Origin of the sequence: Streptomyces sp. NPDC100445 (assembly GCF_044759735.1) — a bacterium.
Classification (GTDB): Bacteria; Actinomycetota; Actinomycetes; order Streptomycetales; family Streptomycetaceae; genus Streptomyces.
On record NZ_JBIVZV010000005.1, the window covers coordinates 320726 to 347192 of the forward strand.

The following is a 26467-nucleotide window of genomic DNA, read 5'->3' on the forward strand; positions in this document are numbered from 1 at the left end:
GGGTGTCGCCCCGTGGGAACGGGGCGACACCCTCACCGGCCGTCCCTTGTCCCGCCTCTGTCCCGTGCTGTCCCGGCTGTCCCTCGCGTTGTACGGGTACGGCTGCGACTGGAGGTCCTCAACATCGACGAAGGCGCCATGAACGACGCCGTCGCCACCTACAACAACCGGGTCCATCGCCAGGTACGAGGCATCAAGGATCTGATGTCGGCGCTGGACGAGGCGTATACGAGTGCGCCGACCTTCAATGCAGAATCCGCCAGGGCCGAGGCCTTCGGTGCGCGAGCTCTGACGGCCTTCAAGGGAAACCCGCTGTACACGGTCCCAGGAGATGACGAGTCCCATCACCGATATCCTGTGGATCTCGCCAATCAGGAGGGACTCGCAGGCGCGCACGTGATCGACAAACACGTAGGAAAGACGGATGCGCAGCTGGAGCAGAGACTTCGCGATCAGGCAAAGATGCGCCCGGACGGTACGGTCGCCCCGATCGCCGCATCGACATTCACCGACCTGGCCTCAGCGCAGCGTTACACGCAGTCCGTCCTCGATGACCCGCGCAACCAGCAAAAGATCGCCAACTGGCTGGCGAGCAACCCGAACCCGGACCGATCCACCCGCACGGTGGGCCTCAGCTTCAACGATGTCGTCGGCAGGACCTGGACCCGAGGCGACTCCTCCGCGCACGACTCACATATCGTCAATGTGGCGTTGCGACCCCGCCCAGGGGGTCATCCGCCGTATGTCGTCCTCACTTCCATGCCGAGCGACACGGTTCAGCAGTGAGGCTGCTCACCGTGAGCAGTCGCACCTGTAACGGACCATCAACTCAGGGAAGGACATCGGGTGATCGATTCGACTTCTTGGCAGTCGGCTCTGCTGGAACTTTTCGGCGGGACTTTCGCCTTCGCGGCTGCGGGCCCCCGGAGAAATGAGGACTGGCGCCGCGATGTGCAGGCCGTCATGGCGCTGGAGGCCTTCGATCCGCGGAATTTGGGGGTCATCAACTGTCCGCCCCCCACCTCGGACGTCGAGAAGGCCGAGGGGAAACCGTTCGCCGATCTGCGCATCGAAGAATTCGATGAACTCCTGTACGGAATCGGGAGGCGATCGGCGGCTCAACTGCTTGTCGCTCTGCAAGGCCTGCACTATCAGGCAGCGAACATTCCGGATTTTGAGGCCCGCAAAGAGCGGCTTTTCGATTCCGCTGAACTCATCCTTTCCAGGTTCGGGCAGCGGGCCACCTACTGCACCAATGCGGCCGAGGCCCGAGGAGATTCTGATCCGGACCTGCTGAACCCGGACACGGAATGGAATCGGCTGTCCGATTTCACCACCGACTGTGGTCTGATTGTCGTTGCAGACTCCGAGGTGGGAGTCTTCTGGGCCTTTGACGAGGATTGAAAGCGATCCATACATGCGCACCCGTTCCGCGACCTACCCCGACCGCGAGACCGCCCAGTGGGCCACCCAGCAGGTCGTCACCGTCAATGAGCAGTGACCTGGTCGAGCTCGCCGTAGCGGCGGTCGTGTTCGAGGGGGCTCAGGGGCACGGGGGTCAGCCTCTGTGATCGCTACAGATAGATGGGAAAGGTGCGCGCCTACCTCGGACATCCGGCGGACGACACCCCGGACAGGCCCGGCGCGGCCCTGACCGCGTACCTCCGGCAGACCTGGCACAGCCGACCGTGGGCTCTGGCCATCGCCGAGCGACAGTTGCGTGACTACGCGGAGAATCCGCCGGGGCGGTTGCGGCTGCGGCTCGGGGAGTTCTACGCCGTCCCCGACACAGGCCTTGCCGAGGGCGAGACCCAACAGTGGCTCCTCTGCCTCGCCGACCACATCAAGCACAGCATCGAGGCGGGCGAGGTCCCACCGCCGGCGATCCCCGCCACCCACTGGGAGTGGCAAGCCCGTTTTCCCGAACTGGGCCAGTTCCTCGGCGGCTGGTTCTCGCAGGACATGCCCGACGAGTTCACCGACCACGCCTCCGCCGTCGAGGACTACCGGGTGTCGACACACCCGCATCTCGTCGCCCGGCTGATCGGGGAACTGCACGAACTCCTCGCGCTCGATCTCGACGAGGCCGGCTATGCCGTCGCCGTCGCCGAGCTGGGCATGGAGGTCGACCCCCCGGCCCCCTACTCACCGGACGCCTGGCTCGCGCTTGTCGCCGACCTGCTCGTCGGGCCGGGACCGGGCTGACGGTGCACGCCGGGTAGGGGGGAGGGGCGGCGTCGACATGACGGGGCAGGGTTCTCGGGCGCACCCTGGGAGGAGTGGTTCTCGGAGGTGGTCCTCATGATGCACACCGCTGTGGGATGGCACGTCGAGCTGGAGTTCATGGAGGACGACCAGCACACGCGCGCGGCGGCCATGGTGCGCCTGCCCGACGGCAGCGAGGTACGCGCGCACGGCCGGGCCAGCCGGCACCGGGTGGACGCGCACCAGCCCCGGGTCGGCGAGGAGGTCGCCGGCGCCCGGGCACTGAACGAACTGGCCATGCTGCTGCTGGCCAAGGCACACGAGGAGATCGACGCGGACTCCGGCCGGACCTCGCACCCGATCAACGTCTGACCGACGCCCCGCGCGTCAGCCCAGCGCGGTGCGCACGGCCCCGACCAGCGCCTGGGCCCTCGGGTCCGCCGTCACGCTCTTGCGGAAGCCGTTGGTGACATAGCCGAAGGCGATGCCGCTGTCCGGGTCGGCGAAGCCGAGGGCGCCGCCCCGGCCGGGGTGGCCGAAGGAGCCCGCGGAGAGCAGCGGGGACGCGGCGCCGTGCAGCATGTAGCCGAGGCCGAAGCGGGTGCTGACCACCAGGACCCGGTCCGCCCCGGCCGACTGCTCGGTGCGGGCCAGTTCCACCGTCTCCGGCGTGAACAGGCGGGTGCCGCCGTCGACCTCGCCGATCAGCGAGGCGTAGAAGCGGGCCAGTCCGTCGGCGGTGGCGATGCCGTTGGAGGCGGGCAGCGCGGCGGCGCGGTAGGCGGGGTCGTTCTCGTCCGGCAGCGGGGTGATCGCGGCGAACGCGCGGCGGGTGAGCGAGCCGGGGTCGGCGTAGGCCTCGGCCACCGCCCGCTTGGGGCGCGTCCTGAGACCGCCGGGTGCCGGGGGCGCCTCCAGCGGGCCCACGCGGCCGACGCGCGCCCGCTCCCGCTCCGGCAGCCCCAGCCACAGGTCCGCGCCGACGGGCCCGGTGATCTCGTCGGCGATCCACTCGCCCACGGGGCGGCCGGTGACCCGGCGGACCAGTTCGCCGGTGAGCCAGCTGTAGGTCTGGGCGTGGTAGCCGTGGTCCGTGCCCGGCTCCCACGCCGGGGCCTGGGCGGCGACGGCCGCGGCCCCGAGCCCGGGGTCGGCCGCTTCGGCGGGGGTCAGCGGGCGGTCCAGGACGGGAACGCCGGCGCGGTGGGCGAGCAGGTGCCGGACGAGGGTGCACTCCTTGCCGGCCGCCTTGTACTGCGGCCAGTAGGTGCCGACCGGGGCGTCCAGGTCGAGTTCGCCGCGCTGGTGCAGGAGCAGCAGCGCGGCGGCGGCGACGCCCTTGGTGGCGGAGCGCACGATCTGCGCGGTGCCCTCCTCCCAGGGGGCCGCGGCGGGCGGGGCGTCGACGTCCCGGTCGCCGGCCCACAGGTGGACGACCCGATGCCCGTCGCGGTAGACGGTGACGGCCGCGCCCCGCTCGCCGAGCCGCGCGAAGTTCGCGGCGAACGCCTCCCCGACCGGCTCGAAGCCCTCGGCCACAGTGCCGTGCACGTCCACGCCCGCCGTCCCTTCCCTCGCCTGCGACGCTGGGTGCAACATCGACCGCGGACCTGCGATTCCTCGGCGCCGGGGCGTCGAACGTGAGGTGCCTCTCAGCCCGCCCGCCGGAGCCCGCCCGCCGGAGCCCGCCCGCCGGAGCCCGCCCGCCGGAGCCCGCCCGTCGGAGCCCGCCCGTCGGGGTCCGCCCGTCGGGGTCCGCCCGTCGGGGTCCGCCCGCCGGTCGGAGCCGGGCCGTCACGCGCCCGTTGAAGCCCGCCCGCCGGGGCCCGCCCGCCGGGGCCTGGTCGCCGAGGCCCGCCGGTCGGAGCCCGGCCGTCGAAGCCCGGCCGTCAGAGCCGGGCCGTCAGAGCCGGGGCGTCACGCGCCCGTTGAAGCCCGGCCGCCGGAGCCCGGCCGCCGGAGCCCGGCCGCCGAGGCCCGGCCACCGAGGCCGGCCGCCGAAGCCCGGCCGTCACGCGTCCGTCGCCACGGACGTCGGGTCGAAGCCGAACGGCAGCTCCAGTCGGTGGGCCCGCATCAGCGCGTCGTCGGAGAGCAGCCGGCCGGTCGGGCCGTCCGCCACGATCACGCCGTCGCTCAGGACGAGGGAGCGCGGGCAGAGTTCCAGCGCGTACGGCAGGTCGTGCGTGACCATCAGGACCGTGACGTCCAGGGAGCGCAGGATGTCGGCGAGTTCGCGGCGGGAGGCCGGGTCGAGGTTGGAGGACGGCTCGTCCAGGACCAGGATCTCCGGTTCCATGGCGAGCACGGTGGCCACCGCGACACGGCGGCGCTGGCCGAAGGAGAGGTGGTGCGGGGGCCGGTCGGCGAAGTCGCCCATGCCGACCCGGTCCAGCGCGGTGCGCACCCGCTCCTCCAGGGCGGCACCCTTCAGCCCGGCGGCGGCCGGCCCGAACGCGACGTCCTCGCGCACGGTCGGCATGAACAGCTGGTCGTCCGGGTCCTGGAAGACGATGCCGACCTTCTGCCGGATCGCGGCCATGTGCTGCCTGCCGACGGGCAGTCCGGCCACGGTCACCGTGCCGGTGCCGCCGCCGAGGATGCCGTTGAGGTGCAGCACCAGCGTGGTCTTGCCGGCGCCGTTCGGGCCGAGGAGCGCGACGCGTTCGCCGCGGGCGAGGGAGAAGTCCACGCCGAACAGGGCCTGGTGGCCGTCGGGGTAGGCGAAGGCGAGGCCGGAGACCTCCAGAGAAGCAGTCACAGTACCCATCCCAGCAGACAGACGACGAGGGCGGCGCAGGGGAGGGTGAGGGCGTGCCGCCACTGCGCGCGGTCCGCGGTCACCTCGTCGATGACCGGCATCGCGCCGGCGTATCCCCGGCTCACCATGGCCAGGTGGACGCGCTCCCCGCGCTCGTAGGAGCGGATGAACAGCGCGCCGGCGGACTTGGCGAGCACGCCCCAGTGCCGCACGCCCCGTGCCTCGAAGCCGCGCGACTCGCGGGCGATCCGCATCCGGCGCATCTCGTCGGTGATGACGTCGCCGTAGCGGATCATGAAGGAGGCGATCTGCACGAGCAGCGGTGGCAGCCGCAGCCGCTGGAGGCCGAGCAGCAGTTCGCGCAGCTCGGTGGTGGCGGCCAGCAGCACGGAGGCGGCGACGCCGAGGGTTCCCTTGGCGAGCACGTTCCAGGCGCCCCACAGCCCGTTCACGCTGAGCGAGAGCCCGAGGACGTGCACCCGTTCGCCCTCCGCGACGAACGGCATGAGCACCGCGAACGCGACGAAGGGCACCTCGATCAGCAGCCGTCCGAGCAGGAAACGGGCGGGCACGCGCGCGTGGCGGGCGACGGCGGCGAGCAGCACGGCGTACACCGCGAACGCCCACATCGCCTCGCGCGGGGTCGACACCACGACCACGACGAACAGGAAGGTGGCGGCGAGCTTGGTGTGCGGCGGCAGGGCGTGCACGGGGGAGTGCCCGTGCCGGTAGAGCTTGTGCGCGTGTCCGGCGCCCATCTCAGACGGCCGTGTTCACGGGGGAGACGTCGTCGGTGCGGCGCCTGCGCACGGCCCAGAACACCGCGGTGCCCGCGACGATCGTGACGCCGACGCCGATGACGCCCGCGAGGCCGCCGGAGAGCCGGGCGTCCTTGACGTCCTTCACGCCGTAGTCGGCGAGCGGCGAGTCGGACGCGGCGTGCTTCTCCGCCTTCTTGTCGATGCCCTTGTCGTGCGCGACCTTCTCCAGGCCGTCGGGGCTGGCGGAGGCGTAGAAGCTGACGAAGCCGGCGAGGACCAGGGAGGTGACCAGGCCGGTCACCCACAGCGTGCGCCGCGAGGTGCGCGCCGCCACGGGCGCGGTGGGAGCCGGTGCGTCCACCAGTACGCCGTCGACGCGCAGCCGGAGCCGCTGGTGCAGGCCGCGCGCGCCGTGCACGAGGTCGGGCCGTACGGCGATGACGGCGCCGACGGTGAGCGCGGTGATGACGGCCTCCCCGACGCCGATCAGCACGTGGACGCCGATCATGGCGGTGGCGACCTTGCCGAGGGAGACGTCGGTGGTGCCGCCGACCGCGTAGATCAGGGTGAAGGCGACCGCGGCGGCCGGCACGGACACCAGCGCGGCGACGAAGGAGGCGACCGTCACCGAGCGCCGCTTGCGGGGCAGCACGGCGAGCAGGCCGCGGAAGACGGCGTAGGACACGACGGTGGTGACGATCGCCATGTCGGTGATGTTGACGCCGAGCGCGGTCAGCCCGCCGTCGGCGAACAGCACGCCCTGCATGAGCAGGACCACCGACACGCACAGCACGGCGGTGTAGGGGCCGACGAGTATCGCGGCCAGGGCACCGCCGAGCAGATGGCCGCTGGTGCCGCCGGCGACCGGGAAGTTGAGCATCTGTACGGCGAAGATGAACGCCGCCACGAGACCGGCGAGCGGTGCCGTGCGCTCGTCGAGTTCGCGGCGGGCGCCGCGCAGGCTGACCGCGAGGGCGCCGGCGGCGACCACTGCGGTGACCGCGGAGGTGGGGGCGTCGATGAATCCGTCAGGTACGTGCACCGTACGATTTTAGGCCCTTGTTGCGAATGCTTTGCAAGAGAGACGCGGTCTCGCTTCTCACCAGGGCGGAAGCCGCGAAGTGTGCGATTCTGGATAGAAAGCGGATGCACAGCTTTCGCATACGTCACGATGCGTGAGAGGGCGGTCCGATGTCGGTAGTCGAACAGTACGCGCGCGCTCATATCGTCACGGACGAGGAGGAGCCGGGGTCCGTACCCGTCACGCTGCGCTACGACCCCGACAGCGACCCCCGTTCCGTCCGCGTCGGCCTCCCCGGACCGCACGAGTGGACCTTCGCCCGCGCCCTCCTCGAACGGGGGCTGCGGACACCGGCCGAGAGCGGCGACGTCCGGGTCTGGCCCTGCGGACGCGTCCAGGCCATCGTCGAGTTCCACACCGACCACGGCGTCGAGGTGGTGCAGTTCGAGTCGAAGACCCTGATCAGGTTCCTGAACCGGACGTACACCGCCGTGCCGGTACGGGTCTGACGGGACCCGCTCAGCCGCCCGCGCGCAGCAGCGCCGCCACGATCGGGCCGGCCGTGTCGCCGCCGTGGCCGCCCGCCTGGACCACGCCCGCGGCGGCCAGGTCGCCCCGGTAGGCGGTGAACCAGCCGTTCGGCTTCTTCTGCCCGTCGACCTCCGCGGAGCCGGTCTTCGCGCCGTAGTCCGGGCCGAGCCCCGACATGGCCTCGGCGGCGGTGCCGGAGGCGGCCGTGTACCGCATCAGCTCGCGCAGCTGGGACAGGGTCCGCGCCGGCAGCCGCCGCGTCGCCCTGGCCAGGGTGCGGTGGTCCACCGCCGGGGAGACCAGGTAGGGCTGGTGGAAGGCGCCCGACCGGACCGTGGCGGCGACCGACGCCATGTTCAACGGGTTCATGCGCACCCCGCCCTGCCCGATCAGCGAGGCCGCCATCTGGGCCGCCGACTGCACCGGCACCGAGCCGTCGAAGGTGGGCACGCCGATCGCCCAGTTGTTCATGGACAGGCCGAAGACCTGCTGGGCCTGCCGGGTCAGGTCGCCGTCCTTCAGCTTCTTGGCCTGGCTGATGAAGGCGGTGTTGCAGGAGCGGGCGAAGCTCGCCTTGAACGTGCCGCCCTTGATCTCGAAGTCGTCGTCGTTGTGGAACTTCCAGCCGCCGTAGGTGACCGTCTTCGGGCAGGGGTGCGTGCGGTCCGCGGCCGCCAGGCCCTTGTCGATCAGCAGCGACGAGGTGATGATCTTCATCGTGGAGCCGGGCGCGAGGGAGCCCTGGAAAGCGGTGTTGAAGCCGTGGCCGCTGTTGGCGACCGCGAGGATCTCACCGGTCGAGGGCCGCAGGACGACCACCGAGGCACGCGGTCGCCGGGCCACCTGCCGCTCGGCCGCCGCCTGGAGCGCCGGACTGAGCGTCGTCCGCACCGTGCCCGGGGTGCCCTCGCTCAGCTCCGCCAGCGTCTTGTCGGACAGCTTGGCCGCCCTGGACGCCTTGCCGCGCACCACGCGCAGCTCGACGCCCGCGGTGCCGCCCGCCTTCTTGCCGTACTTCTCCCGCAGCCCGTCCAGCACCGTGCCCAGCGAGGGGTACCGGGCGGCCGTCACCGCGCCGCCGTCGCGGTCCAGCGCCTTGACCGGCGGGGTGCCGGACGCCCCGGTGACGAGCGTGTCGCCGTCCCGCAGGTCCGGGTGGACCACCGAGGCGTGCCAGTCGACCAGCGGCCTGCCGTCGCTCGCCCGGCGGACGACGGTGAGCGAACTGCCGTACGCCAGCGGCCTGCTCTGATGCCGGTAGGCCACGGTCGCCCTGACGGCGAACGGCACCGCGGCGCCCTTCGCCCGGCCCGGAGTGAGCGTGAGGTCCGTCAGGTGGGCGTCCTTGGTGTAGCCGGTGAGCAGCCGGGCCGCGGCGGTCGGGTCGTCGGTCGCGGCGGCCGCCTCCGGGACCCGGCCCCGCTGCCAGGCGGTGAGGAAACGGGTGGAGGCCGAGCGGACCTCGGCGGCGGTGAGCGGACCGGTCCGTACGGCCCTGTGCCCGGCCGCGGCGGGCCGCTCCTCGGCCGAGGCCCCGCCGCCGTAGAGCGCGTAGACCCCGAACCCGGCGCCGCCGACCACCACGGCGATCATCCCGCCGAGCACCGCCGGACGGGTCCTGCGCCGCTCGGCGACACGCCTTCTCCTGCCCACGGCCCCTGTTCCTCCACATCCGCACCGGGCTGCGCACAGCCCTCACCCGCCCCGACGACGGAATTCACCTTAGAGTCCCCGTTTTCGCGGAAGTCATCAGCGGGTGTTCCGTAGCACGCTTGCGACAATCGGACCGGCCGCGTCGATGCCGTGGCCGCCGTCCTCGACCATCGCCGCCGCGGCCACGTCGTCGCGGTAGCCGGTGAACCAGCTGTCCGACCTGGCCTCCCCGTCGACCTCCGCCGAACCCGTCTTCGCGCCCACGTTCCCGCTGATCCCGGCCATCACGCCCGCCGCGGTGCCGCTGCGCGCGGTGCGGTTCATCATGGCGCGCAGCTGGGCGACCGTGCCCGGCGCCAGCCCGCGCGCGCGTGCCGGCGTACGGCCGTCCAGGGCGAGCGGGACCAGCACCGGCTGCCGGAAGGCGCCGGTCATCGCGGTCGCCGTCACGGAGGCCATGTTCAGCGGGCTCATCTGCACCTGCCCCTGGCCGATCAGCCCGGCCGCCTTGTCGGAACCGCCGGCGGCGGGCACCCGGCCGTCGAAGGACGGCACCCCGATCCGCCAGTTGTCCCGCCCGAGCCCGAACCGCTCCTCGGCCTCCCGGGTGAGGGTGTCCGGCTGCACCTCGTCCGCGAACTTCACGAACGCGGTGTTGCAGGAGCGGGCGAAGCTGTCGGAGAGGGTGGCGTGGTCGTCCGGTGCCAGGCCCCGCAGGTTGTGGAAGGTCTGGCTCATCGAGACGGCGGACGGCGGGCAGGGCGCCGGGCCGTTCGCGGTGGTCCGGCCGGTGTCGATGAGGGCCGCCGCGCTGATGATCTTCATGGTGGAGCCGGGCGCGCGCTCGCCGAGCAGGGCCGCGTCGAAGCCGTCGTTGCGGTGGTCGGCGACGGCCAGTATCTCGCCGGTGCTCGCCCGGACGGCCACCACGGAGGCGTCCGGGTACCGGCCCACGGCGGTCTCGGCCGCCGCCTGCGCCTTCCCGCTGAACGTCGTACGCAGCCTGCCCGGCCTGCCCTTGACCAGGGTGAGCAGCGGTGTGTCGGCCGGCGTGGAGCCGTCCGCGCCGGAGTGCCGGACGGCCAGCTCCACGCCGGCCCGGCCGCCCGCCCTGTCGCCGTACCGCTTGCGCAGCTCGTCCAGGACGGGGCTGAGGGAGGGATACTCCTGCTTCGTCAGCACGCGGCCGTCCCGGTCCACGGCCTGGATCGGCGGGGCCGCCGACTCGCCGGTCACGAGGGTGTCCCCCTTGCCCAGCCGCGGATGCACCACGGACGGCAGCCAGTCGACCAGTGGGCGGTGCGAGGTCTGCCCGCGGACGACGGTGAGCCTGCCGCGGTAGGAGAGCGGTCGTGACGTGCCGTGGTACGACACCTTCGCCGTGACGGTGAAGGGCACGGTCCGGCCGGTGGCCGTGCCGGGGGTGACGCGCACCGCGGTGATGTGGGCGTCGGCGCGGTAGGCCGTCAGCAGCTGCCGGGCCGCCTCCGGGAAGTTGGTGTACGAGGCGGCGGTCGCGGCGTCGCCCTTCTGCCAGGCGGCGAGGAACCGCGCCGACGCCTCCCTGACCTCGGCGGCGTCGGGCGGCCCGGTCCTGACCGCCGGGCCGCTGCCGCCGCCGTCGCCGTCGAGGGCGCTCAGCAGGTTGTAGGCGCCGTAACCGCCGCCGCCCAGCACCACCGCGCACACGCCGCCTATGACCCCGGCCCTGACTCCCCTGCGCATCGCGCGCTCCTCCCCGTGCCCCCGTCGTGCCCTGACGCGTCCAGTTCTGAACGCGTTCAAAAACAGGTTGCCGCAGGCACTCTAAGCGCCGGGGAAGCCGCGGCGACGAATCTTGTCGAAACCGTGACTCAGACCCAGGTGTCCAGCCACATCCGGGAGCGCCAGGAGTCGAGGGGGATCGCGGTGCCCGTGTACAGGGGCCAGAAGTAGATGAAGTTCCAGGTGATCAGCAGGACCAGTACGCCCGCCGCCGACGCGCCGATCACGCGGCGGGTGTCGGTCGAGCCCGGTGGGCCGATCAGCGCGCCGGTCATCATGGCCACCGCCAGGCAGAGGAAGGGCAGGAAGACGACCGCGTAGAAGAGGAAGATCGTCCGCTCCTGGTACATGAACCAGGGGAGGTAGCCCGCCGCGATGCCGCAGGCGATGGCGCCGGCCCGCCAGTCCCGGCGGAACGCCCACCGCCACAGGACGTAGACGAGCGCGAAGCAGGCCGCCCACCACAGCAGCGGCGTGCCGAGCGCGAGGACCTCGCGGGCGCACTTCTGGCCCGCGTCCACGGGACAGCCGTCGGCGCCGGGCGAGGGCGACTCGTAGAAGTACGACACCGGGCGGCCCAGCACGATCCAGCTCCACGGGTTGGACTGGTAGGTGTGGGGCTGCGACAGGTGCAGGTGGAACTCGTAGACCTCGTGCTCGTAGTGCCACAGGCTGCGCAGCCAGTCCGGCAGGAACGACCAGGTGCCGCCCTTGCCCGAGGTGGCCGCCCAGTTGCGGTAGTAGCCGCCGGTGCCGTCGGTCGCGGACAGGATCCAGCCCGTCCAGGAGGCCACGTAGACGACGAGCGCCACCGGGACCGTCGCCAGGAAGGCGAGACCGGTGTCGTACTTGAGGACGGCGGCGTACGGCCGGCGGGCGCCCGCGACCCTGCGGGTGCCGACGTCCCACAGGACGGTCATCACACAGAACGCGGCCAGCACGTACAACCCGTTCCACTTGGTGCCGGCGGCCAGGCCCAGCATCAGCCCGGCCCCCCAGCGCCAGGGCCGCAGGCCGAAGCGGAAGGTGTCGGCGACGTGCCCGTCCGGGCGGACCCGGCCGTCCGGGTCCACCGGCAGCGCGGCGGCCAGCCGCTCCCGGGCCCGGTCCCGGTCGACGACCAGGCAGCCGAAGGCGGCCACCACGAAGAACATCAGCACCCCGTCGAGCAGCGAGGTCCGGCTCATCACGAAGTGCAGCCCGTCCACCGCCATCAGCGCGCCCGCGAGGCAGCCGAGGAACGTGGACCGGAACATCCGGCGCCCGATCCGGCACAGCAGCAGCACGCTCAGCGTCCCCAGCAGCGCCGTCATGAACCGCCAGCCGAACGGGTCGAACCCGAACACCAGCTCGCCCAGCCCGATGACGTACTTGCCGACCGGCGGGTGCACGACGTACGCCGGGTCCGTCGGGATGCGGATCCCGTCGTGCCGGCGCAGCACCAGGTCGTTGGCGGCCTTGCCGTACTTGTCCCAGCTGACCTCGAAACCGCGGTGGACGATCGCCCACGCGTCCTTGGCGTAGTACGTCTCGTCGAATATCACCTGGTCCGGCCGGCCCAGGTGCCAGAACCGCGTCAGGCCCGCCATCAGCGTCACCAGCAGCGGCCCGGCCCAGCCCGACCAGCGGGTGATCCGGTCGGCCAGGACCGGCGGCACCCCGAACACCCGCCACAGCCGGGGGCTCGGCTCGGCGTACGGCGGCACCAGCCGGTCGCGTACGTCGCCCGTGGGCGCGTCCGCGGGCGGCGCGTACCCGAAGCGGCGCAGCCGCTGCTGCCACGACGGCCGCCGGTCGTGCGGCGCCTGCCCCTGCCGGAGGTCCATGGAGGACGCGGTACTGGTCACCGCGCCATCGTAGGGAACGGCGCTGTGCGAGTCCCGCGCAAGCGCGGTACCGGTCGGGACACGGCCGTGGCCCCCCGGCCGACGGGCGGCCGGAGCCGGCCCCGGAACTCCTGGGAGGATGGGGGCGTGACTGGAACCCTTGTCCTCGCAGGTACCCCCATCGGCGACGTCGCGGACGCGCCGCCCCGGCTCGCCGCGGAACTGGCCGGCGCCGACGTCGTCGCCGCCGAGGACACCCGGCGGCTGCGCCGGCTCACGCAGGCGCTGGGCGTCACGACGAAGGGCCGCGTCGTCTCCTACTTCGAGGGCAACGAGTCCGCCCGCACACCGGAGCTGGTCGAGGAACTGCTCGGCGGGGCGCGCGTGCTGCTGGTGACCGACGCCGGCATGCCGTCGGTGTCCGACCCCGGGTACCGGCTGGTCGCCGCCGCCGTCGAACGGGACGTCCGGGTCACCGCCGTGCCCGGCCCGTCCGCCGTGCTCACCGCGCTCGCCCTGTCCGGGCTGCCCGTCGACCGGTTCTGCTTCGAGGGGTTCCTGCCGCGCAAGGCGGGCGAGCGGCTCTCCCGGCTGCGCGAGGTGGCGGCCGAACGGCGGACCCTGGTCTACTTCGAGGCCCCGCACCGGCTCGACGACACCCTCGCCGCCATGGCCGAGGTCTTCGGCGCCGGCCGGCGCGCCGCCGTCTGCCGGGAGCTGACCAAGACGTACGAGGAGGTGCGGCGCGGTCCGCTGGAGGAGCTGGCGCGGTGGGCCGCGGAGGGGGTGCGCGGCGAGATCACCGTCGTCGTCGAGGGCGCCCCGGACACCGGGCCCGAGGAGGTCGGCCCCGAGGAGCTGGTCCGCCGGGTCCGGGACCGCGAGGAGGCGGGCGAGCGCCGCAAGGAGGCCATCGCGGCCGTCGCGGCGGAGGCGGGACTGGCCAAGCGGGTGGTGTTCGACGCCGTGGTCGCCGCGAAGCGCGCCGGTGAATGAGCCTGTCCGCGCACTTCACGCCCCATAGGACGGCAAAGGGCTGACGAGCCAGGCAAAGCCCACGCGTCCCATTCGCGGTGCTTGGGCAAGCCCGGTCCAAATCGGCTCCAACACTCGGCAGACCCCATGCGTTCCGGCCGCCGGCGCAGTCCACTGGTGCCAAGGACGCACCCGTCCACAAGGGAGCTGGCATGAGTGAGAACGCAGGGCAGACCGGCCTCCACGGCACCGCCACGGCGGTCGTTCACGAGTCGTACTCGTTCGCCTGCATGCGCTGCGGGCACGGCTGGGAACAGTCGTACGAGATAGAGCACCACACGGACGCGCAGGGGGAGAAGTTCGTGCGGTACGTGGCCGACGGCCGGATCGTGCCGTCGCCGCTGAGCCGGCCGGGCTGCCAGAACTGCGACGGCCACGTCGTACGGATCATGCGCGCCGGCCAGGTCTCCTCGGTGCGCAGCGCGGCCGAGCGCGGGCACCACCCGGTGCCGCAGGCCGGACCCGCCGAGGCGCCGCAGGTCCCCGGGCAGGGCGGACCGGCCGGGCAGCCGCCCGAGCCGCACCACTGGCACCTGTCCGACCTCCTGCACCCGTTCCAGCGCCGGGCGAGCTGACCGGAGCACCGGACCGCCCGGGGCCGCCCCTTTCGTAGGATCGGGGCATGCCTTCGAACACCGGCCGCGGCCCCACGGACGACCGCAACGCGGCACCACCCCTCCCGGCACCGCTCCAGGTGCCCGTCGCCGACTCGCACACCCACCTCGACATGCAGTCCGGCACCGTCGAGGAGGCGCTGGCGAAGGCCGCGTCGGTGGGCGTCACGACGGTCGTCCAGGTCGGCTGCGACATCGAGGGCTCGCGCTGGGCCGCCGAGACCGCGGCGGCGTTCGACGCCGTCCACGCCACCGTCGCCCTCCACCCCAACGAGGCGCCGCGCATCGTCCACGGCGACCCCGACGGCTGGTCCCGGCAGGGCGCCCGCACCCCGGGCGGTGACGCGGCGCTGGACGAGGCCCTCGCCGAGATCGACCGGCTCGCCGGGCTGCCCCAGGTCAAGGGCGTCGGCGAGACCGGCCTGGACCACTTCCGCACCGGGGCGGAGGGCAGGGCCGCGCAGGAGCGGTCGTTCCGCGCCCACATCGAGATCGCCAAGCGGCACGGCAAGGCGCTGGTCATCCACGACCGCGACGCCCACGCCGACGTCCTGCGCGTCCTGAAGGAGGAGGGCGCCCCCGACCGCACCGTCTTCCACTGCTACTCCGGCGACGCCGAGATGGCAGCCGTCTGCGCCCGCGAGGGCTACTACATGTCCTTCGCCGGCAACGTCACCTTCAAGAACGCCCAGCACCTGCGGGACGCGCTCGCCGTCGCCCCGCAGGAGCTGGTCCTCGTGGAGACCGACGCGCCGTTCCTGACCCCGGCGCCGTACCGCGGACGGCCCAACGCGCCGTACCTCGTCCCGGTCACGGTCCGCGCGATGGCCGCCGTGCGCGGCACCGACGAGGACACGCTGGCGGCGGCCCTGGCCGCGAACACCGCCCGCGCCTTCGGTTACTGAACCACTCACGGCCGCGACCCTGTGTAGTCGTGCCGCTTTGGAGAGTGACCGGCGCTCCGCTAGGTTCTGGGGGCCCGATCCGGACCCCCGTGGCCCTCTGGAGCGTGTCGGCGTGAGCAGATCGCAGTACGAGACCCGAGAGACGTACGGCTCCCGCGGCGCGCCGCCCGGTGCGCCGGACGGCGCGTGGCCCGGTCTGCACGACGCGGAGACGGTGGCGTACGGGGTCGCGGTGCGCGGGCCGGCGGACGACGACACCTACCGGCCGGCGTACGAGGCGCGGACGGTCCCGGCCCCCGCGTCACCGGTGTCGCCCCTCGCGTCATCGGCGTCGCTCGGGTCACCCGGCCGGTCACCCGCGCCGGTCCGCACGCCCACGCTCGCGGCGATCCCCAGCCCGACCCCCACCCCCACGCTCGTGGCGGCGCCCGCTTGGGACCCCGGCACGCGCGCCGGTACGGACGGGCGGGCCGCGCGCCGGCGCCGGGCCCGCCGCGCCGAGCGCCCCGACTCCGCCGTGCGCCGCCTGCTGCCCCAGGCACTGGTCGTCGCCTTCCTGGCCGGCGGCACCACCGCCTTCGTCGCCGAGGACAAGACCGTCGACCTGACCGTCGACGGCCGGCCGCGCACCCTGCACACCTTCGCCGACGACGTGGGCGAACTCCTGGCCGAGGAGGGGGTGCGCGTGGGCACGCACGACATGATCGCGCCGGCCCCCGGCACGGCCCTGCACAGCGGCGACGAGGTCGCGGTGCGCTACGGCCGCCCGGTCCGGCTCACCCTGGACGGCCGGCGGCGCGAGGTGTGGACGACCGCCGACACGGTGGAGGGCGCGCTGGCCGAGCTGGGGGTCCGCGCCGACGGCGCGTACCTGTCCGCCTCCCGCTCCCGGCCCATCGGACGCACCGGGCTCGCGCTCGACGTGCGCACCGAGCGCGCCTTCACCGTCCTCGCCGACGGCCGGGCCCGGACCGTCCGCACCAACGCGGCCACCGTCCGCGAAGCGGTCGAGGAGGCCGGGATCACGCTGCGCGGCCAGGACACCGTCTCCGTCCCGCCGGACAGCTTCCCGCGCGACGGGCAGACGGTGACCGTGCTGCGGATCAGCGGCGTCCGAGAGGTCCGCGAGGAACAGATCCCCTACGGGGTCCGGCGCGTCGAGGACCCCACCCTGTTCCGGGGCACCGAGGTCGTCGCCCGGCCCGGGCAGCCCGGCCTGCGCCGGACCACCTACCTGCTGCGCACCGTCAACGGCGTCCGCGAGAAGCCGCGCCTGGAGCGGACCGAGCTGGTGCGCGGGCCGCGCCGGCAGGTGGTGCGGGTGGGCACCAGAGCGCGGCCCACCGCGGTGGAGGGCGCCGACGGGCTGAACTGGCGCGGCCTCGCCGCCTGCGAGTCCGGCGGCCGGCCGCAGGCGGTCGACGCCTCGGGCACGTACGGCGGGCTGTACCAGTTCGACACCCGCACCTGGCACAGCCTCGGCGGCAGCGGACGCCCGCAGGACGCGCCGGCGGAGGAGCAGACGTACCGCGCCAAGAAGCTGTACCTGAGCCGTGGCGCGGCCCCCTGGCCGCACTGCGGAGCCCGCCTGCACACGTAGGGCCTCTCGTTCGGATCATGCCGGGCTCGCTGGGGGAGACCCCGGGCCCCCGGGGCGGCAGGCACCGGTGGGCGCGGGCGGCTGGTGAGAGGGCCGGTGGCGTCCCCGTACCCTTGTCCCGTGAGCAGCCCCCTCCCCGACGCCCTCCTCGGCCCGGCCGACATCCGTGAACTCGCCGCAGCACTCGGTGTCCGTCCCACCAAGCAGCGCGGCCAGAACTTCGTGATCGACGCCAACACGGTCCGCCGGATCGTGCGGACCGCCGGCGTCCGCCCCGACGACGTGGTCGTCGAGGTCGGCCCGGGACTCGGCTCCCTCACCCTCGCCCTGCTGGAGGTCGCGGACCGGGTCACCGCCGTCGAGATCGACGACGTGCTGGCCGCCGCGCTCCCCGCGACCATCGCCGCCCGCATGCCGGAACGCGCCGACCGGTTCGCCCTGGTCCACTCCGACGCCATGCACGTCACCGGGTTGCCCGGCCCCGCGCCGACGGCCCTGGTGGCGAACCTGCCCTACAACGTCGCCGTCCCCGTGCTGCTGCACATGCTCGACACCTTCCCGAGCATCGAGCGGACCCTGGTCATGGTCCAGTCCGAGGTCGCCGACCGGCTCGCCGCCGTGCCCGGCAACAAGGTGTACGGCGTGCCGTCGGTGAAGGCCAACTGGTACGCCGAGGTGAAGCGGGCCGGCGCCATCGGACGGAACGTGTTCTGGCCCGCGCCGAACGTGGACAGCGGCCTGGTCTCCCTCGTCCGGCGGACCGAGCCGGTCCGTACCACCGCCGCCAAGGACCAGGTCTTCCGGGTGATCGACGCGGCCTTCGCCCAGCGCCGCAAGACGCTGCGGGCGGCGCTCGCCGGCTGGGCCGGTTCCGCGGCGGCGGCCGAGGCGGCCCTGGTCGCGGCCGGGGTCTCCCCGCAGGCCCGCGGCGAGGCCCTGACCGTCGAGGAGTTCGCCCGCATCGCCGAGCACCACGGCGCCGGGGACGACGCCCGGCGCGCCGGGTAGCTCCGGCCGGTCCGGCCGGCTCCGGGGCCGGAGCCGGCGGCGCGCGGCGGCGACCACCGGCACCGTCCGGTGACCCGGCACCGGAGGCCCCCTTCCGCGACACCCGGCGGCCCCGCCGCCCCACCGCCCGTACAGCCCGCCCCCCAAGGAGCCCGGTCAGCAGTGAGCGTCACGGTCCGTGTCCCCGCCAAGGTCAACGTCCAGCTCGCGGTGGGCGCCGCCCGCCCCGACGGGTTCCACGACCTCGCCAACGTCTTCCTCGCCGTCGGCCTGTACGACGAGGTCACCGTCGCCCCGGCCGACGAGCTGCGCGTCACCTGCGCCGGCCCCGACGCCGGCCAGGTGCCGCTGGACCGCACCAACCTCGCCGCGCGCGCGGCCCTCGCCCTCGCCGGACGCCGGGGCATCGAACCCGCCGTGCACCTCCACATCGCCAAGGACATCCCGGTGGCCGGCGGCATGGCGGGCGGCAGCGCGGACGGCGCGGGCGCGCTGCTCGCCTGCGACGCCCTGTGGGGCACCGGCGCCTCCCGCGCCGAACTCCTCGAAATCTGCGCCGAACTCGGCAGCGACGTGCCGTTCAGCCTCGTCGGCGGCGCCGCCCTCGGCGTCGGACGCGGCGAGCGGCTGACCGAGCTGGAGACGGGCGGCACCTTCCACTGGGTGTTCGCGATGGCCGGGCGGGGCCTGTCCACGCCGGCGGTCTTCCGCGAGTTCGACCGGCTGGCGCACGGCCGGGACATCCCCGCGCCGGTCGCCTCCCCGGACCTCCTGCGCGCCCTCGCCGACGGCGACCCGGAAGCGCTGGCGGCGGCCGTGTCCAACGACCTCCAGCCCGCAGCCCTGTCCCTGTTCCCCGAACTCGCCGACACCCTGGACACCGGCCGCGCGGCGGGCGCCCTCACCGCCCTGGTCTCGGGATCCGGGCCGACCACCGCCTTCCTGGCGCGTGACACCGGGTCGGCGGAGCGGATCGCGCGAGCCCTGCGCGCGTCGGGCACGTGCCGGTCGGTACGGACGGCGGCGGGGCCGGTGCCGGGGGCGACCGTCCTCTGACAGCGGCCCGAAGACCGTCCCGCGCACCCCGCGCCCACCCCAAGAAGGCCTACGCTAGAAGGCTGACCGACCCCCGCGCACAGGAGTGAAATGGCCGTCAACCTGGTCAATGTCGAGAACGTCAGCAAGGTGTACGGCACCCGTGCCCTGCTGGACGGCGTCTCGCTCGGTGTGTCGGAGGGGGACCGCATCGGGGTCGTCGGACGCAACGGCGACGGCAAGACCACCCTCATCCGGATGCTCGCCAAGCTGGAGGACGCCGACACCGGGCGGGTCACCCACTCCGGCGGGCTGCGCCTCGGCGTGCTCACCCAGCACGACTCCCTCGATCCCGCCGCCACCGTCCGCCACGAGGTCATCGGCGACCTGGCCGACCACGAGTGGGCCGGCGACGCCAAGGTCAGGGACGTGCTGACCGGACTGTTCGGCGGGCTCGACCTGCCCGGGTTCCCCAAGGGTCTGGACACCGTGATCGGCCCGCTCTCCGGTGGCGAACGGCGCCGGATCGCGCTCGCCAAGCTGCTCATCGAGGAACAGGACCTGGTCGTCCTCGACGAGCCCACCAACCACCTCGACGTCGAGGGCATCGCCTGGCTCGCCGAGCACCTGCGCAACCGGCGTTCGGCGCTGGTCTGCGTGACCCACGACCGGTGGTTCCTGGACCAGGTCTGCACCCGCATGTGGGACGTGCAGCGCGGTGACGTGTACGAGTACGAGGGCGGCTACTCCGACTACGTCTTCGCGCGCGCGGAGCGCGAGCGGATCGCCGCGACCGAGGAGACCAAGCGGCAGAACCTGGTCCGCAAGGAGCTGGCCTGGCTGCGGCGCGGCGCGCCCGCGCGGACGTCCAAGCCCCGCTTCCGCGTCGAGGCCGCCAACGAGCTGATCGCGGACGTGCCCCCGCCCCGGGACAGCAGCGAGCTGATGAAGTTCGCCTCCTCCCGGCTCGGCAGGACCGTCTTCGACCTCGAGGACGTCACCGTGCAGGCCGGTCCCAAGGTGCTGCTCAAGCACGTCACGTGGCAGCTCGGCCCGGGCGACCGCGTCGGCCTCGTGGGCGTCAACGGCGCCGGCAAGACCTCCCTGCTGCGCGCGATGGCGACGGCGGCCCGCACGGAGGGCGAGACGCAGCCGGCCGGCGGCCGTGTCGCCGTCGGCCGGACCGTCAAGCTGGCCTACCTCTCCCAGGAGGTCTCCGAACTCGACCCCGCCCTGCGGGTGCTGGAAGCGGTGCAGCAGGTCCGCGAGCGCGTCGACCTCGGCAAGGGCCGCGAGATGACCGCCGGCCAGCTGTGCGAGACGTTCGGCTTCAACAAGGAGAAGCAGTGGACCCCGGTCGGGGACCTCTCCGGCGGTGAGCGCCGCCGGCTCCAGCTGCTGCGGCTCCTCATGGACGAGCCCAACGTCCTCTTCCTGGACGAGCCCACCAACGACCTCGACATCGAGACCCTCACCCAGCTCGAGGACGTCCTCGACGGCTGGCCCGGCTCCATGATCGTCATCTCCCACGACCGGTTCTTCGTGGAGCGCACCACGGACCGGGTGTTCGCCCTCCTCGGCGACGGCGCCCTGCGGATGCTGCCCCGGGGCATCGACGAGTACCTGGAGCGGCGCCGGCGCATGGAGGAGACGGTCGCCGCGCAGACCGCCACCGCGGCGCCCAAGCCGGCCACCACGGAGCGCAGCGCCGCCGACCAGCGCGCCGCGAAGAAGGAACTCCAGAAGATCGAGCGCCAGTTGGACAAGATCTCCGAGAAGGAGTCCACGCTGCACGCCCAGATCGCCGACAACGCCACCGACTTCGCGAAGGTGGCCGAACTCGACACCCGGCTGCGGGACCTCGCCGGGGAGCGCGAGGAACTGGAGCTGCGCTGGCTGGAACTGGCGGAGGACGCGTAACGCGGACGTCGGCGCACGCCCGGCGTGAAGAGGGCGTGAAGGCGCATAACGACGGCATCACGGGCCGGTTCTCCCTTGGGAACAGCGGAGGGCACGGGCCCGTGCGCCGTCGGTACCGGGTGATAGAAAGAGCCGTCCGAGAACCGACTTCAGTACGACCTTGGGTGCCTCGCGAACCTCAGGGCGTGGCTAAAAATCAGTGAACCAGGGGGAAGAGCGCTGATGACTCAGCCGCCCGACCAGCCGCCGCAGGGCGGGTTCGGAGCACCGCAGGATCAGCCGCCGCAGTCCGGCGGCTTCGGCCCGCCGCGGACCCCGCCGGCCGAGCACATTCCCGACGCCCCGCAGACCCGGTCCGCTCCCGACGCCCCGGACACCCCGCCCGCGCAGAGCGCCCCCGACGACCCCCGGACTCCGGGTGGGTCCGGTGCCGCGCAGGGGCAGGCGCCGCGGTCCGGCGGCTTCGGGCCGCCGGGGACGCCGCCCACGCAGAGCGCTCCCGAAGCGCCTCGGACGCCGCCCGCGCCGCCGGCCCCGGGTGGGTTCGGCGCCCCGCAAGCCCCGGCCCCGCAGGCCCAGGGTGATTTCGGTGCCCCTCAAGTCCCGGCCCCGCAGGGCGGGTTCGGGGCTCCGCCGCCGCCCGCCGGGCCCCCGCCGCAGCCCCAGCCGGGCTACGGCTACCCCCAGCAGCCGGGCCCGTACGCCGGCGCCCCCGGCCCCTACGGCTACCCGCAGCCCCCGCAGCAGCCGGGTCCGTACGCCGGTCCGCAGCCGGGCTACGGCCACCCGCAGCAGCCCCCGTACCCCGGCGCGCCCGGCGGCCCCTTCCCGGGCGGTCCGGGCAAGTCGGCGTCGCGGAAGAAGCCGGCGCTCATCGTCGGCGCGGCGGTCGCGGCGCTGCTCGTCATCGGCGGCACGGTGTACGCGGTCACCTCCGGCGGCGACGGCGACGGCGACCACGGACCGAAGAAGCCCGTGGCGCAGGGCAGCGACGACCCGAAGCGGTCCGCCTCGGCCACGCCGACCGCGTCCGCCGGCGGGGACGACCCGGAGAACCTCAACGAGGGCCGGCAGACCGGCGACGCGCGGGTGCTCTGGTACAAGCAGGCCCCGGACGCCCCCGCCTCGGGCGCCGACGCGCCCGGCCTGTGGGTCAGCGGCGACACGGTCGTGAAGGCGGCCTACAAGCAGGTCTTCGCCTTCGGCACGCAGGACGGCGGGACGGCCTGGGGGCCGATCGCCTTCCCGCAGAAGATCTGCGCGGTCACCACGCAGAAGTCGGCCGACGACAAGGTCGTCGTCGCCTACATGAGCGGCGCCAGCGACCGGGCCAAGTGCAACCAGCTCCAGCAGATCGACCTCGCCACCGGCAAGAAGGGTTGGAGCACCGAGGTCGCCGACGGCGGCCTGTTCGACAGCTCGCTCAACGTCGAACTGAGCGTCAGCGGCCGGACGCTGATGGTGGGCCGCTCCCAGTCGGGCACGGCGTACGACATCGACAGCGGCAAGAAGCTGTACGACAAGAAGCGGTACGGCGAGGCCTGCTTCCCGGCCGCGTTCGCGGGCGGCACCGGACGGCTCGTCCAGGTGGCCTCCTGCGCGGTGGGCACCGCCGACGAGCACGAGGAGATCCAGGAACTCGACCCGGCATCCGGCAAGGTCCGCTGGACGCACCCGGTCAAGAAGGGCTGGGAGGTCTCCCGGGCGTACTCCGTCGACCCGCTCGTGGTCTACCTGACCAACCGGGAGAAGAAGGCCTGGAACATCTCCACCTTCACCAAGGACGGCGCGTTCCGTTCGGAGGTCAAGGTGGACGAGAAGTTCGCCCCCCGCTGCGGCTGGGCGATCCTCGAACGCGAACTCCAGGGCTGCCAGGGTGTCGTGGTCGACGCCGACACGCTCTACCTGCCCACGGACGCCACCACGAGCGCCAACGAGATCGTCGCGATCAGCCTCTCCGACGGCAAGGCGAAGTGGCGGGTCAAGTCCCCGGCGAACGAGCCGATGACCCCCGTGAAGATCGAGGACGGCAAGCTCGTCGCGTACGTGCGGCCGTCGTACGACGCGGGCGGTCAGGTGGTCTCGGTGCCCGTCACCGGCTCCTCCCACCCCGTGACCAGGCTGCTGCGGAACCCGCAGGGCGGCGCCGACGCCGAGAACTCCTTCTACGACGGTGTCGTCGACTGGTCCGGCGGGCGGCTCTTCGTCTCCTCGGGCCGGCTGTCCGGCAACGACGCCTCGAAAGAGAAGCTGATCATGACGTTCGGCAACTGAGCCCGGCGTCCGTTCCCGGCCCCTCTCCCGTCCCTCCGCCGCCCGCCGCCCGCCGCCCGCCGCCCGCCGAGCCGTCCGGCCGCCCGACCGTCCCCGAGGTACCCGCGTCATGAGTCAGCCGCCCCCGCCCCCCAACCAGCCGCCGCAGCCGCCGAACCAGCCCCCGCAGGCCCCGCCGCCCGGCTACGGCTACCCCCCGCCGGCGCCCCCGCAGCCCCCGGCCCAGCCCGGCTACGGCTACCCGCCGTACCCCGCCCAGCCCGGTTACGGCTACCCGGGCCCGCAGCAGAGCCCGTACGCCCAGCAGCCCCCCGCCCCCGGCGCTCCGCCGCACAACCCCTACGCCCAGCCCACGCAGCCGGGCTACGGCTACCCCGCCCAGCCCGGACACCCCGGCGGGCCGGGGACGGTGCCGATGCAGTCCCAGCCGGGCAAGGGCGGCGGACGGAACAACACCGCGCTGCTCATCGTCGTCGCGGCGGTCGTCGCCATCGCGCTGATCATCGGCGGTGGCGTCTGGTACGCGCGCTCCTCCGGCGACGACGGCAAGAAGCACGACACCGCCTCCTCCGGCGGCGGCACCGGGGGCAAGAACGGCGCCGGCACGTCCGGGGGCTCGGCCGGCGGTGGGGGCAAGGAGAAGGTGCCGGCCGACACGGCGTCCAAGGTCCTCTTCCAGGTCCCGATGCCGTCCACGGACGACACCATCGGCACCACGGGCTCCTGGCTGACCGACACCGTGTACGCCAAGAGCGGCATCGCCGAGATCGTCGGCCACGACCCGGCCAAGGGCACCGTGCTGTGGACGATCAAGCTGCCCGGGCCGGTCTGCGCGGCCAGCGGTCACGTCACCTCCGACGGGCTGACGGCGATCACGTTCCAGCCGAAGATGCCCACCAAGAACAAGACAGCGGGATGCAGCCAGGTCGCCGCGATCGACCTCGCCGCGGGCAAGAGGCTGTGGACCAAGTCGGTCAAGACCGGTGACTTCCCGATCACCTTCCAGAACGTGACGGTCGCCCAGCACACCGTCGCGGTCGGCAGCTCCGACGGCGGCGCCGCGTTCGACATCGGTACCGGCAAGGTCCTGTGGCAGCCCAAACCGGACGACACCTGCTACGACGCGGGCTACGGCGGCGGCACCCGGCTGGTCGCGGTCCGCAAGTGCGGCTCGTACGACAACCGGCAGCTGCACATCCAGACGGTCGACCCGAAGACCGGCAAGGTGATCTCCGAGTACAAGATGCCCGACGGCGTCGAGTACGCCTCCGTCGTCTCCACCGACCCGCTCGTGATCGCGGCCGACGTCGGCGACAGCGCGGGCGACGGCAGCGGCGTCTCGGACTACTTCTCCATCGACGCCAGGACCGGCGCGCTCCTCGCCCGCATCCCCGCGCCCGGTGACACGTACGGCGGCCACTGCGACGGCATCACCCGGATCGAGGGGTGCCGGCAGATCGTCGCCGGCCACGGCAGGCTGTACCTGCCGACCGAGGTCCACGACGGCACGGGCCAGTACAACAAGACCAACGAGATCGTCGCCTTCGACCTCACCACCGGCAAGCCCGCCCGCGGACGCGCCGAGGCCGGCGACGGCTACACGCTCTCCCCGCTGCGCATGGACGGCGACAACGTCCTCGCCTACATGGCGCCCCCGTGGGACAAGGGCGGCCAGATCGTCAGCGTCGACGGTGACTCGCTGAAGACCACCAAGCTGCTGGAGAACCCCGGGACGCGCAGCGTGCACCAGGGCGAGAGCGGCCTGCTGCCCGAGTACGCGGAGATCCTCTTCGGCAAGGGCCGCCTGTACATGTCGGCCGTCTTCGCCCACAAGACGAACCCGGCGTACGGCAAGGAGTACCTGCTGATGGCGTTCGGCACGGGCGGCTGATCCGGCGCGGACCCCGCCACCGCTGTCACCCGAATGAGTGACTTGCCGAGAAGTGCCCCAGATTTCATCGATCCGGGGCACTTCTCGGTGAGACGGGCAGCGCGACGTCGAACAAGCGTGTAGCTTCCGGGGGCATGAAAGGCGGGGGTGCCTTGGGGGTCTGGGGGGTTGCTCTATGGGAGTGCGGCTCGTGGTCGTCGACGACCACCGCCTGCTCGCGGAGGCGTTGGCGTCGGCACTGAAGCTGCGCGGGCACCGGGTGCTGGCCGCGGCGGCACCGGCCGCGGGCGCGGCCGACCTGGTGATCGCGCGGGCGCCGGAGGTGTGCCTGCTGGGTACGGCGGCGCCGGCCGAACCGGGGATCTTCGACCCGGTGGTGAAGATCAAGCGGGAGCGGCCGCAGATCGCGGTGCTGGTGCTGGGCCCGGTGCCCTCACCGCGCGGCATCGCGGCGGCCTTCGCCGCGGGGGCGTCGGGATACGTGCGGCACGACGAGCGGATCGAGGGCGTCGAGCGGGCCATCGGCAAGGCCCGGACCGGTGAGGCGGCGGTGGCCCCGCAACTGCTCCAGCAGGCCTTCGGCGAGCTGCTCAACCCGGCCGCGCAGCCCGACGACGAGGCGCAGCGGCTCATGGAGATGCTCACGCCGCGGGAGGTGGAGGTCCTTGTCAGGGTCGCCGACGGGGAGGACACCCGGCTGATCGCGGCGGGCATGGGCATCGCCCCGAGCACCGCCCGCACCCACGTCCAGCGGGTGCTGATGAAGCTCGGCGTCGGCTCCCGCCTGGAGGCAGCCGCCCTGGCAGCCCGCACCGGCCTACTGGCCCGAGCAACCCCCCAACACCCCCCGCACTAGCAACCCCGCCCGCCCCCCTCCGGGAGCCCCCACCAGGGACACGGCGACCGGCGCCCCCCCGCGGACCCCCTCCGGGCAAACCCCGCCAGGGGCGCGGGGAACGGCGCGACCAGCCCCCACTCACCCGCACCCGAACGCCCGACCCGGGGCCGCGCCGACAACCTCCTCCGGGCAAATCCCGTCAGGGGCGCGGGGAACGGCGCGACCAGCCCCCGCTCACCGGCACCCGAACGCGAACCGCCCGACCCGGGGCCGCGCCGACAACCCTCTCCGGGCGAACCCCGTCAGGGGCGCGGGGAACGGCGCGACCAGCCCCCCGCTCACCGGCACCCGAACCCGACCCCCCCCGACCCGGGGCCGCGCCGACAACCCCCTCCGGGCAAATCCCGTCAGGGGCGCGGGGAACGGCGCGACCAGCCCCCACCCCCCGCACCGGAAAACCCCGCTCAACTACCGCTTCTCTTCCGCCACCCCCTCCGGAGGAGCAGGCGGCGCCGTGGGGCGCAGCTTCAGCCAGCCCAGGAAGAAGATGCCCAGCAGCAGCATCCCGATCCCGGTCCACAGGTTGATGTTCACGCCCTCGGCCTTGTCGATCGCGGCCTGGGAGTCGGTGATCCCGGTGATCGTGACGATCACGCCGTACAGCACGAACAGGCCGCCGATGATGCGGCGCAGGTCGAAGATGCGGGCCGCCGTGGCGGACTTGGCCTCCAGCTCGGTGACCTCCCGCTGGACGTCCTCCTCCGAGTAGGCGTGGCGCTCGGGCTGACGGTCGGAGTGCTCGGTCATGGTTTCCTCGATCCTCCC

At 73.3% G+C, this 26467-nt stretch carries 23 protein-coding genes; 15 read left to right on the forward strand and 8 right to left on the reverse strand.

Annotated features, from left to right (window positions below; genetic code table 11):
• The first annotated feature begins 138 nt into the window (after positions 1-138).
• From ACIQVT_RS15590 to ACIQVT_RS15605, 4 genes are all read left to right on the forward strand, one after another.
• Positions 139-786 (forward strand): RNase A-like domain-containing protein, encoded by a 648-nt coding sequence (locus tag ACIQVT_RS15590; protein ID WP_403752581.1) that lies wholly within the window; start codon positions 139-141, stop codon positions 784-786.
• 60 nt (positions 787-846) lie between these two features.
• Entirely contained in the window at positions 847-1404 is a 558-nt protein-coding gene (locus ACIQVT_RS15595) for a hypothetical protein (RefSeq protein WP_403752584.1), read from the forward strand.
• A gap of 180 nt (positions 1405-1584) precedes the next feature.
• Positions 1585-2205, forward strand: coding sequence for a contact-dependent growth inhibition system immunity protein (locus ACIQVT_RS15600; protein WP_403752587.1), 621 nt, complete (start codon positions 1585-1587; stop codon positions 2203-2205).
• A gap of 96 nt (positions 2206-2301) precedes the next feature.
• Positions 2302-2577 (forward strand): DUF1876 domain-containing protein, encoded by a 276-nt coding sequence (locus ACIQVT_RS15605; protein ID WP_403752590.1) that lies wholly within the window; start codon positions 2302-2304, stop codon positions 2575-2577.
• 15 nt (positions 2578-2592) lie between these two features.
• Here ACIQVT_RS15605 and ACIQVT_RS15610 read toward each other — a convergent pair whose 3' ends face one another.
• The 4 genes from ACIQVT_RS15610 to ACIQVT_RS15625 form a co-directional block, all read right to left on the reverse strand.
• Entirely contained in the window at positions 2593-3762 is a 1170-nt protein-coding gene (locus ACIQVT_RS15610) for a serine hydrolase domain-containing protein (protein ID WP_403752593.1), read from the reverse strand.
• Between the two features lie 454 nt (positions 3763-4216).
• On the reverse strand, positions 4217-4975 hold the full coding sequence (locus ACIQVT_RS15615; protein ID WP_403752596.1) for an energy-coupling factor ABC transporter ATP-binding protein: 759 nt from the start codon (positions 4973-4975) through the stop codon (positions 4217-4219).
• Positions 4963-5724, reverse strand: coding sequence for a cobalt ECF transporter T component CbiQ (gene cbiQ, locus ACIQVT_RS15620; RefSeq protein WP_403752599.1), 762 nt, complete (start codon positions 5722-5724; stop codon positions 4963-4965). Before cbiQ ends, ACIQVT_RS15615 begins: the two co-directional genes overlap by 13 nt.
• A gap of 1 nt (position 5725) precedes the next feature.
• Positions 5726-6769, reverse strand: a complete 1044-nt coding sequence (locus tag ACIQVT_RS15625; RefSeq protein ID WP_403752602.1) for an energy-coupling factor ABC transporter permease — start codon at positions 6767-6769, stop codon at positions 5726-5728.
• Positions 6770-6918: 149 nt separating this feature from the next.
• On the opposite strand from ACIQVT_RS15625, the gene ACIQVT_RS15630 reads away from it, so the two are divergent.
• The gene (locus ACIQVT_RS15630) at positions 6919-7257 is read left to right on the forward strand and encodes an SsgA family sporulation/cell division regulator (RefSeq protein WP_403752605.1); all 339 of its coding nucleotides are present in this window, start codon (positions 6919-6921) and stop codon (positions 7255-7257) included.
• A gap of 10 nt (positions 7258-7267) precedes the next feature.
• Here ACIQVT_RS15630 and ACIQVT_RS15635 read toward each other — a convergent pair whose 3' ends face one another.
• The 3 genes from ACIQVT_RS15635 to ACIQVT_RS15645 all read right to left on the reverse strand — a co-directional run bounded on the left by ACIQVT_RS15635 (position 7268) and on the right by ACIQVT_RS15645 (position 12543).
• Positions 7268-8932, reverse strand: a complete 1665-nt coding sequence (locus ACIQVT_RS15635; RefSeq protein WP_403752608.1) for a penicillin-binding transpeptidase domain-containing protein — start codon at positions 8930-8932, stop codon at positions 7268-7270.
• 96 nt (positions 8933-9028) lie between these two features.
• The gene (locus ACIQVT_RS15640) at positions 9029-10657 is read right to left on the reverse strand and encodes a penicillin-binding transpeptidase domain-containing protein (protein ID WP_403752611.1); all 1629 of its coding nucleotides are present in this window, start codon (positions 10655-10657) and stop codon (positions 9029-9031) included.
• Positions 10658-10785: 128 nt separating this feature from the next.
• Complete coding sequence (locus tag ACIQVT_RS15645) at positions 10786-12543, reverse strand: dolichyl-phosphate-mannose--protein mannosyltransferase (protein WP_403752614.1); 1758 nt, start codon at positions 12541-12543, stop codon at positions 10786-10788.
• Positions 12544-12669: 126 nt separating this feature from the next.
• Here ACIQVT_RS15645 and rsmI point away from each other — a divergent pair, with 126 nt between their 5' ends.
• The 10 genes from rsmI to ACIQVT_RS15695 all read left to right on the forward strand — a co-directional run bounded on the left by rsmI (position 12670) and on the right by ACIQVT_RS15695 (position 25660).
• Complete coding sequence (gene rsmI / locus ACIQVT_RS15650; RefSeq protein ID WP_403752617.1) at positions 12670-13518, forward strand: 16S rRNA (cytidine(1402)-2'-O)-methyltransferase; 849 nt, start codon at positions 12670-12672, stop codon at positions 13516-13518.
• A 191-nt stretch (positions 13519-13709) separates the two neighbouring features.
• Positions 13710-14132 (forward strand): hypothetical protein, encoded by a 423-nt coding sequence (locus tag ACIQVT_RS15655; protein ID WP_403752620.1) that lies wholly within the window; start codon positions 13710-13712, stop codon positions 14130-14132.
• A gap of 47 nt (positions 14133-14179) precedes the next feature.
• Positions 14180-15076 carry a TatD family hydrolase gene (locus tag ACIQVT_RS15660; protein ID WP_403752623.1) on the forward strand — a complete coding sequence of 299 codons (897 nt, stop codon included), beginning with the start codon at positions 14180-14182 and terminating at the stop codon, positions 15074-15076.
• Positions 15077-15188: 112 nt separating this feature from the next.
• Positions 15189-16676 (forward strand): ubiquitin-like domain-containing protein, encoded by a 1488-nt coding sequence (locus ACIQVT_RS15665; protein WP_403752626.1) that lies wholly within the window; start codon positions 15189-15191, stop codon positions 16674-16676.
• 120 nt (positions 16677-16796) lie between these two features.
• Positions 16797-17684, forward strand: coding sequence for a 16S rRNA (adenine(1518)-N(6)/adenine(1519)-N(6))-dimethyltransferase RsmA (gene rsmA / locus ACIQVT_RS15670; RefSeq protein ID WP_403752633.1), 888 nt, complete (start codon positions 16797-16799; stop codon positions 17682-17684).
• Between the two features lie 162 nt (positions 17685-17846).
• Positions 17847-18740 carry a 4-(cytidine 5'-diphospho)-2-C-methyl-D-erythritol kinase gene (locus tag ACIQVT_RS15675; protein ID WP_403752636.1) on the forward strand — a complete coding sequence of 298 codons (894 nt, stop codon included), beginning with the start codon at positions 17847-17849 and terminating at the stop codon, positions 18738-18740.
• A 90-nt stretch (positions 18741-18830) separates the two neighbouring features.
• Positions 18831-20639 carry an ABC-F family ATP-binding cassette domain-containing protein gene (locus tag ACIQVT_RS15680; protein ID WP_403752639.1) on the forward strand — a complete coding sequence of 603 codons (1809 nt, stop codon included), beginning with the start codon at positions 18831-18833 and terminating at the stop codon, positions 20637-20639.
• Positions 20640-20861: 222 nt separating this feature from the next.
• Entirely contained in the window at positions 20862-22913 is a 2052-nt protein-coding gene (locus ACIQVT_RS15685) for a PQQ-binding-like beta-propeller repeat protein (RefSeq protein WP_403752642.1), read from the forward strand.
• A 109-nt stretch (positions 22914-23022) separates the two neighbouring features.
• Positions 23023-24804: a PQQ-binding-like beta-propeller repeat protein gene (locus ACIQVT_RS15690; RefSeq protein ID WP_403752645.1), complete on the forward strand. Its 1782-nt coding sequence runs from the start codon at positions 23023-23025 to the stop codon at positions 24802-24804.
• Between the two features lie 175 nt (positions 24805-24979).
• Positions 24980-25660 carry a LuxR C-terminal-related transcriptional regulator gene (locus ACIQVT_RS15695; RefSeq protein WP_403752648.1) on the forward strand — a complete coding sequence of 227 codons (681 nt, stop codon included), beginning with the start codon at positions 24980-24982 and terminating at the stop codon, positions 25658-25660.
• 450 nt (positions 25661-26110) lie between these two features.
• Here the strand turns inward: ACIQVT_RS15695 and ACIQVT_RS15700 are convergent, their stop codons facing one another.
• Entirely contained in the window at positions 26111-26449 is a 339-nt protein-coding gene (locus tag ACIQVT_RS15700) for a hypothetical protein (RefSeq protein WP_403752651.1), read from the reverse strand.
• Positions 26450-26467 lie beyond the last annotated feature (18 nt).

Bases quoted from the DNA above. Each gene is read 5' to 3' on its own strand.
- ACIQVT_RS15600 (WP_403752587.1), top strand. From the start codon at position 1,585: ATGGGAAAGGTGCGCGCCTACCTCGGACATCCGGCGGACGACACCCCG.
- ACIQVT_RS15615 (WP_403752596.1), bottom strand. From the start codon at position 4,975: ATGGGTACTGTGACTGCTTCTCTGGAGGTCTCCGGCCTCGCCTTCGCC.
- ACIQVT_RS15655 (WP_403752620.1), top strand. From the start codon at position 13,710: ATGAGTGAGAACGCAGGGCAGACCGGCCTCCACGGCACCGCCACGGCG.
- ACIQVT_RS15695 (WP_403752648.1), top strand. From the start codon at position 24,980: ATGGGAGTGCGGCTCGTGGTCGTCGACGACCACCGCCTGCTCGCGGAG.
- ACIQVT_RS15685 (WP_403752642.1), top strand. From the start codon at position 20,862: ATGACTCAGCCGCCCGACCAGCCGCCGCAGGGCGGGTTCGGAGCACCG.
- ACIQVT_RS15680 (WP_403752639.1), top strand. From the start codon at position 18,831: ATGGCCGTCAACCTGGTCAATGTCGAGAACGTCAGCAAGGTGTACGGC.
- ACIQVT_RS15605 (WP_403752590.1), top strand. From the start codon at position 2,302: ATGATGCACACCGCTGTGGGATGGCACGTCGAGCTGGAGTTCATGGAG.
- cbiQ (WP_403752599.1), bottom strand. From the start codon at position 5,724: ATGGGCGCCGGACACGCGCACAAGCTCTACCGGCACGGGCACTCCCCC.
- ACIQVT_RS15640 (WP_403752611.1), bottom strand. From the start codon at position 10,657: ATGCGCAGGGGAGTCAGGGCCGGGGTCATAGGCGGCGTGTGCGCGGTG.
- ACIQVT_RS15630 (WP_403752605.1), top strand. From the start codon at position 6,919: ATGTCGGTAGTCGAACAGTACGCGCGCGCTCATATCGTCACGGACGAG.
- ACIQVT_RS15700 (WP_403752651.1), bottom strand. From the start codon at position 26,449: ATGACCGAGCACTCCGACCGTCAGCCCGAGCGCCACGCCTACTCGGAG.
- ACIQVT_RS15590 (WP_403752581.1), top strand. From the start codon at position 139: ATGAACGACGCCGTCGCCACCTACAACAACCGGGTCCATCGCCAGGTA.
- ACIQVT_RS15690 (WP_403752645.1), top strand. From the start codon at position 23,023: ATGAGTCAGCCGCCCCCGCCCCCCAACCAGCCGCCGCAGCCGCCGAAC.
- ACIQVT_RS15660 (WP_403752623.1), top strand. From the start codon at position 14,180: ATGCCTTCGAACACCGGCCGCGGCCCCACGGACGACCGCAACGCGGCA.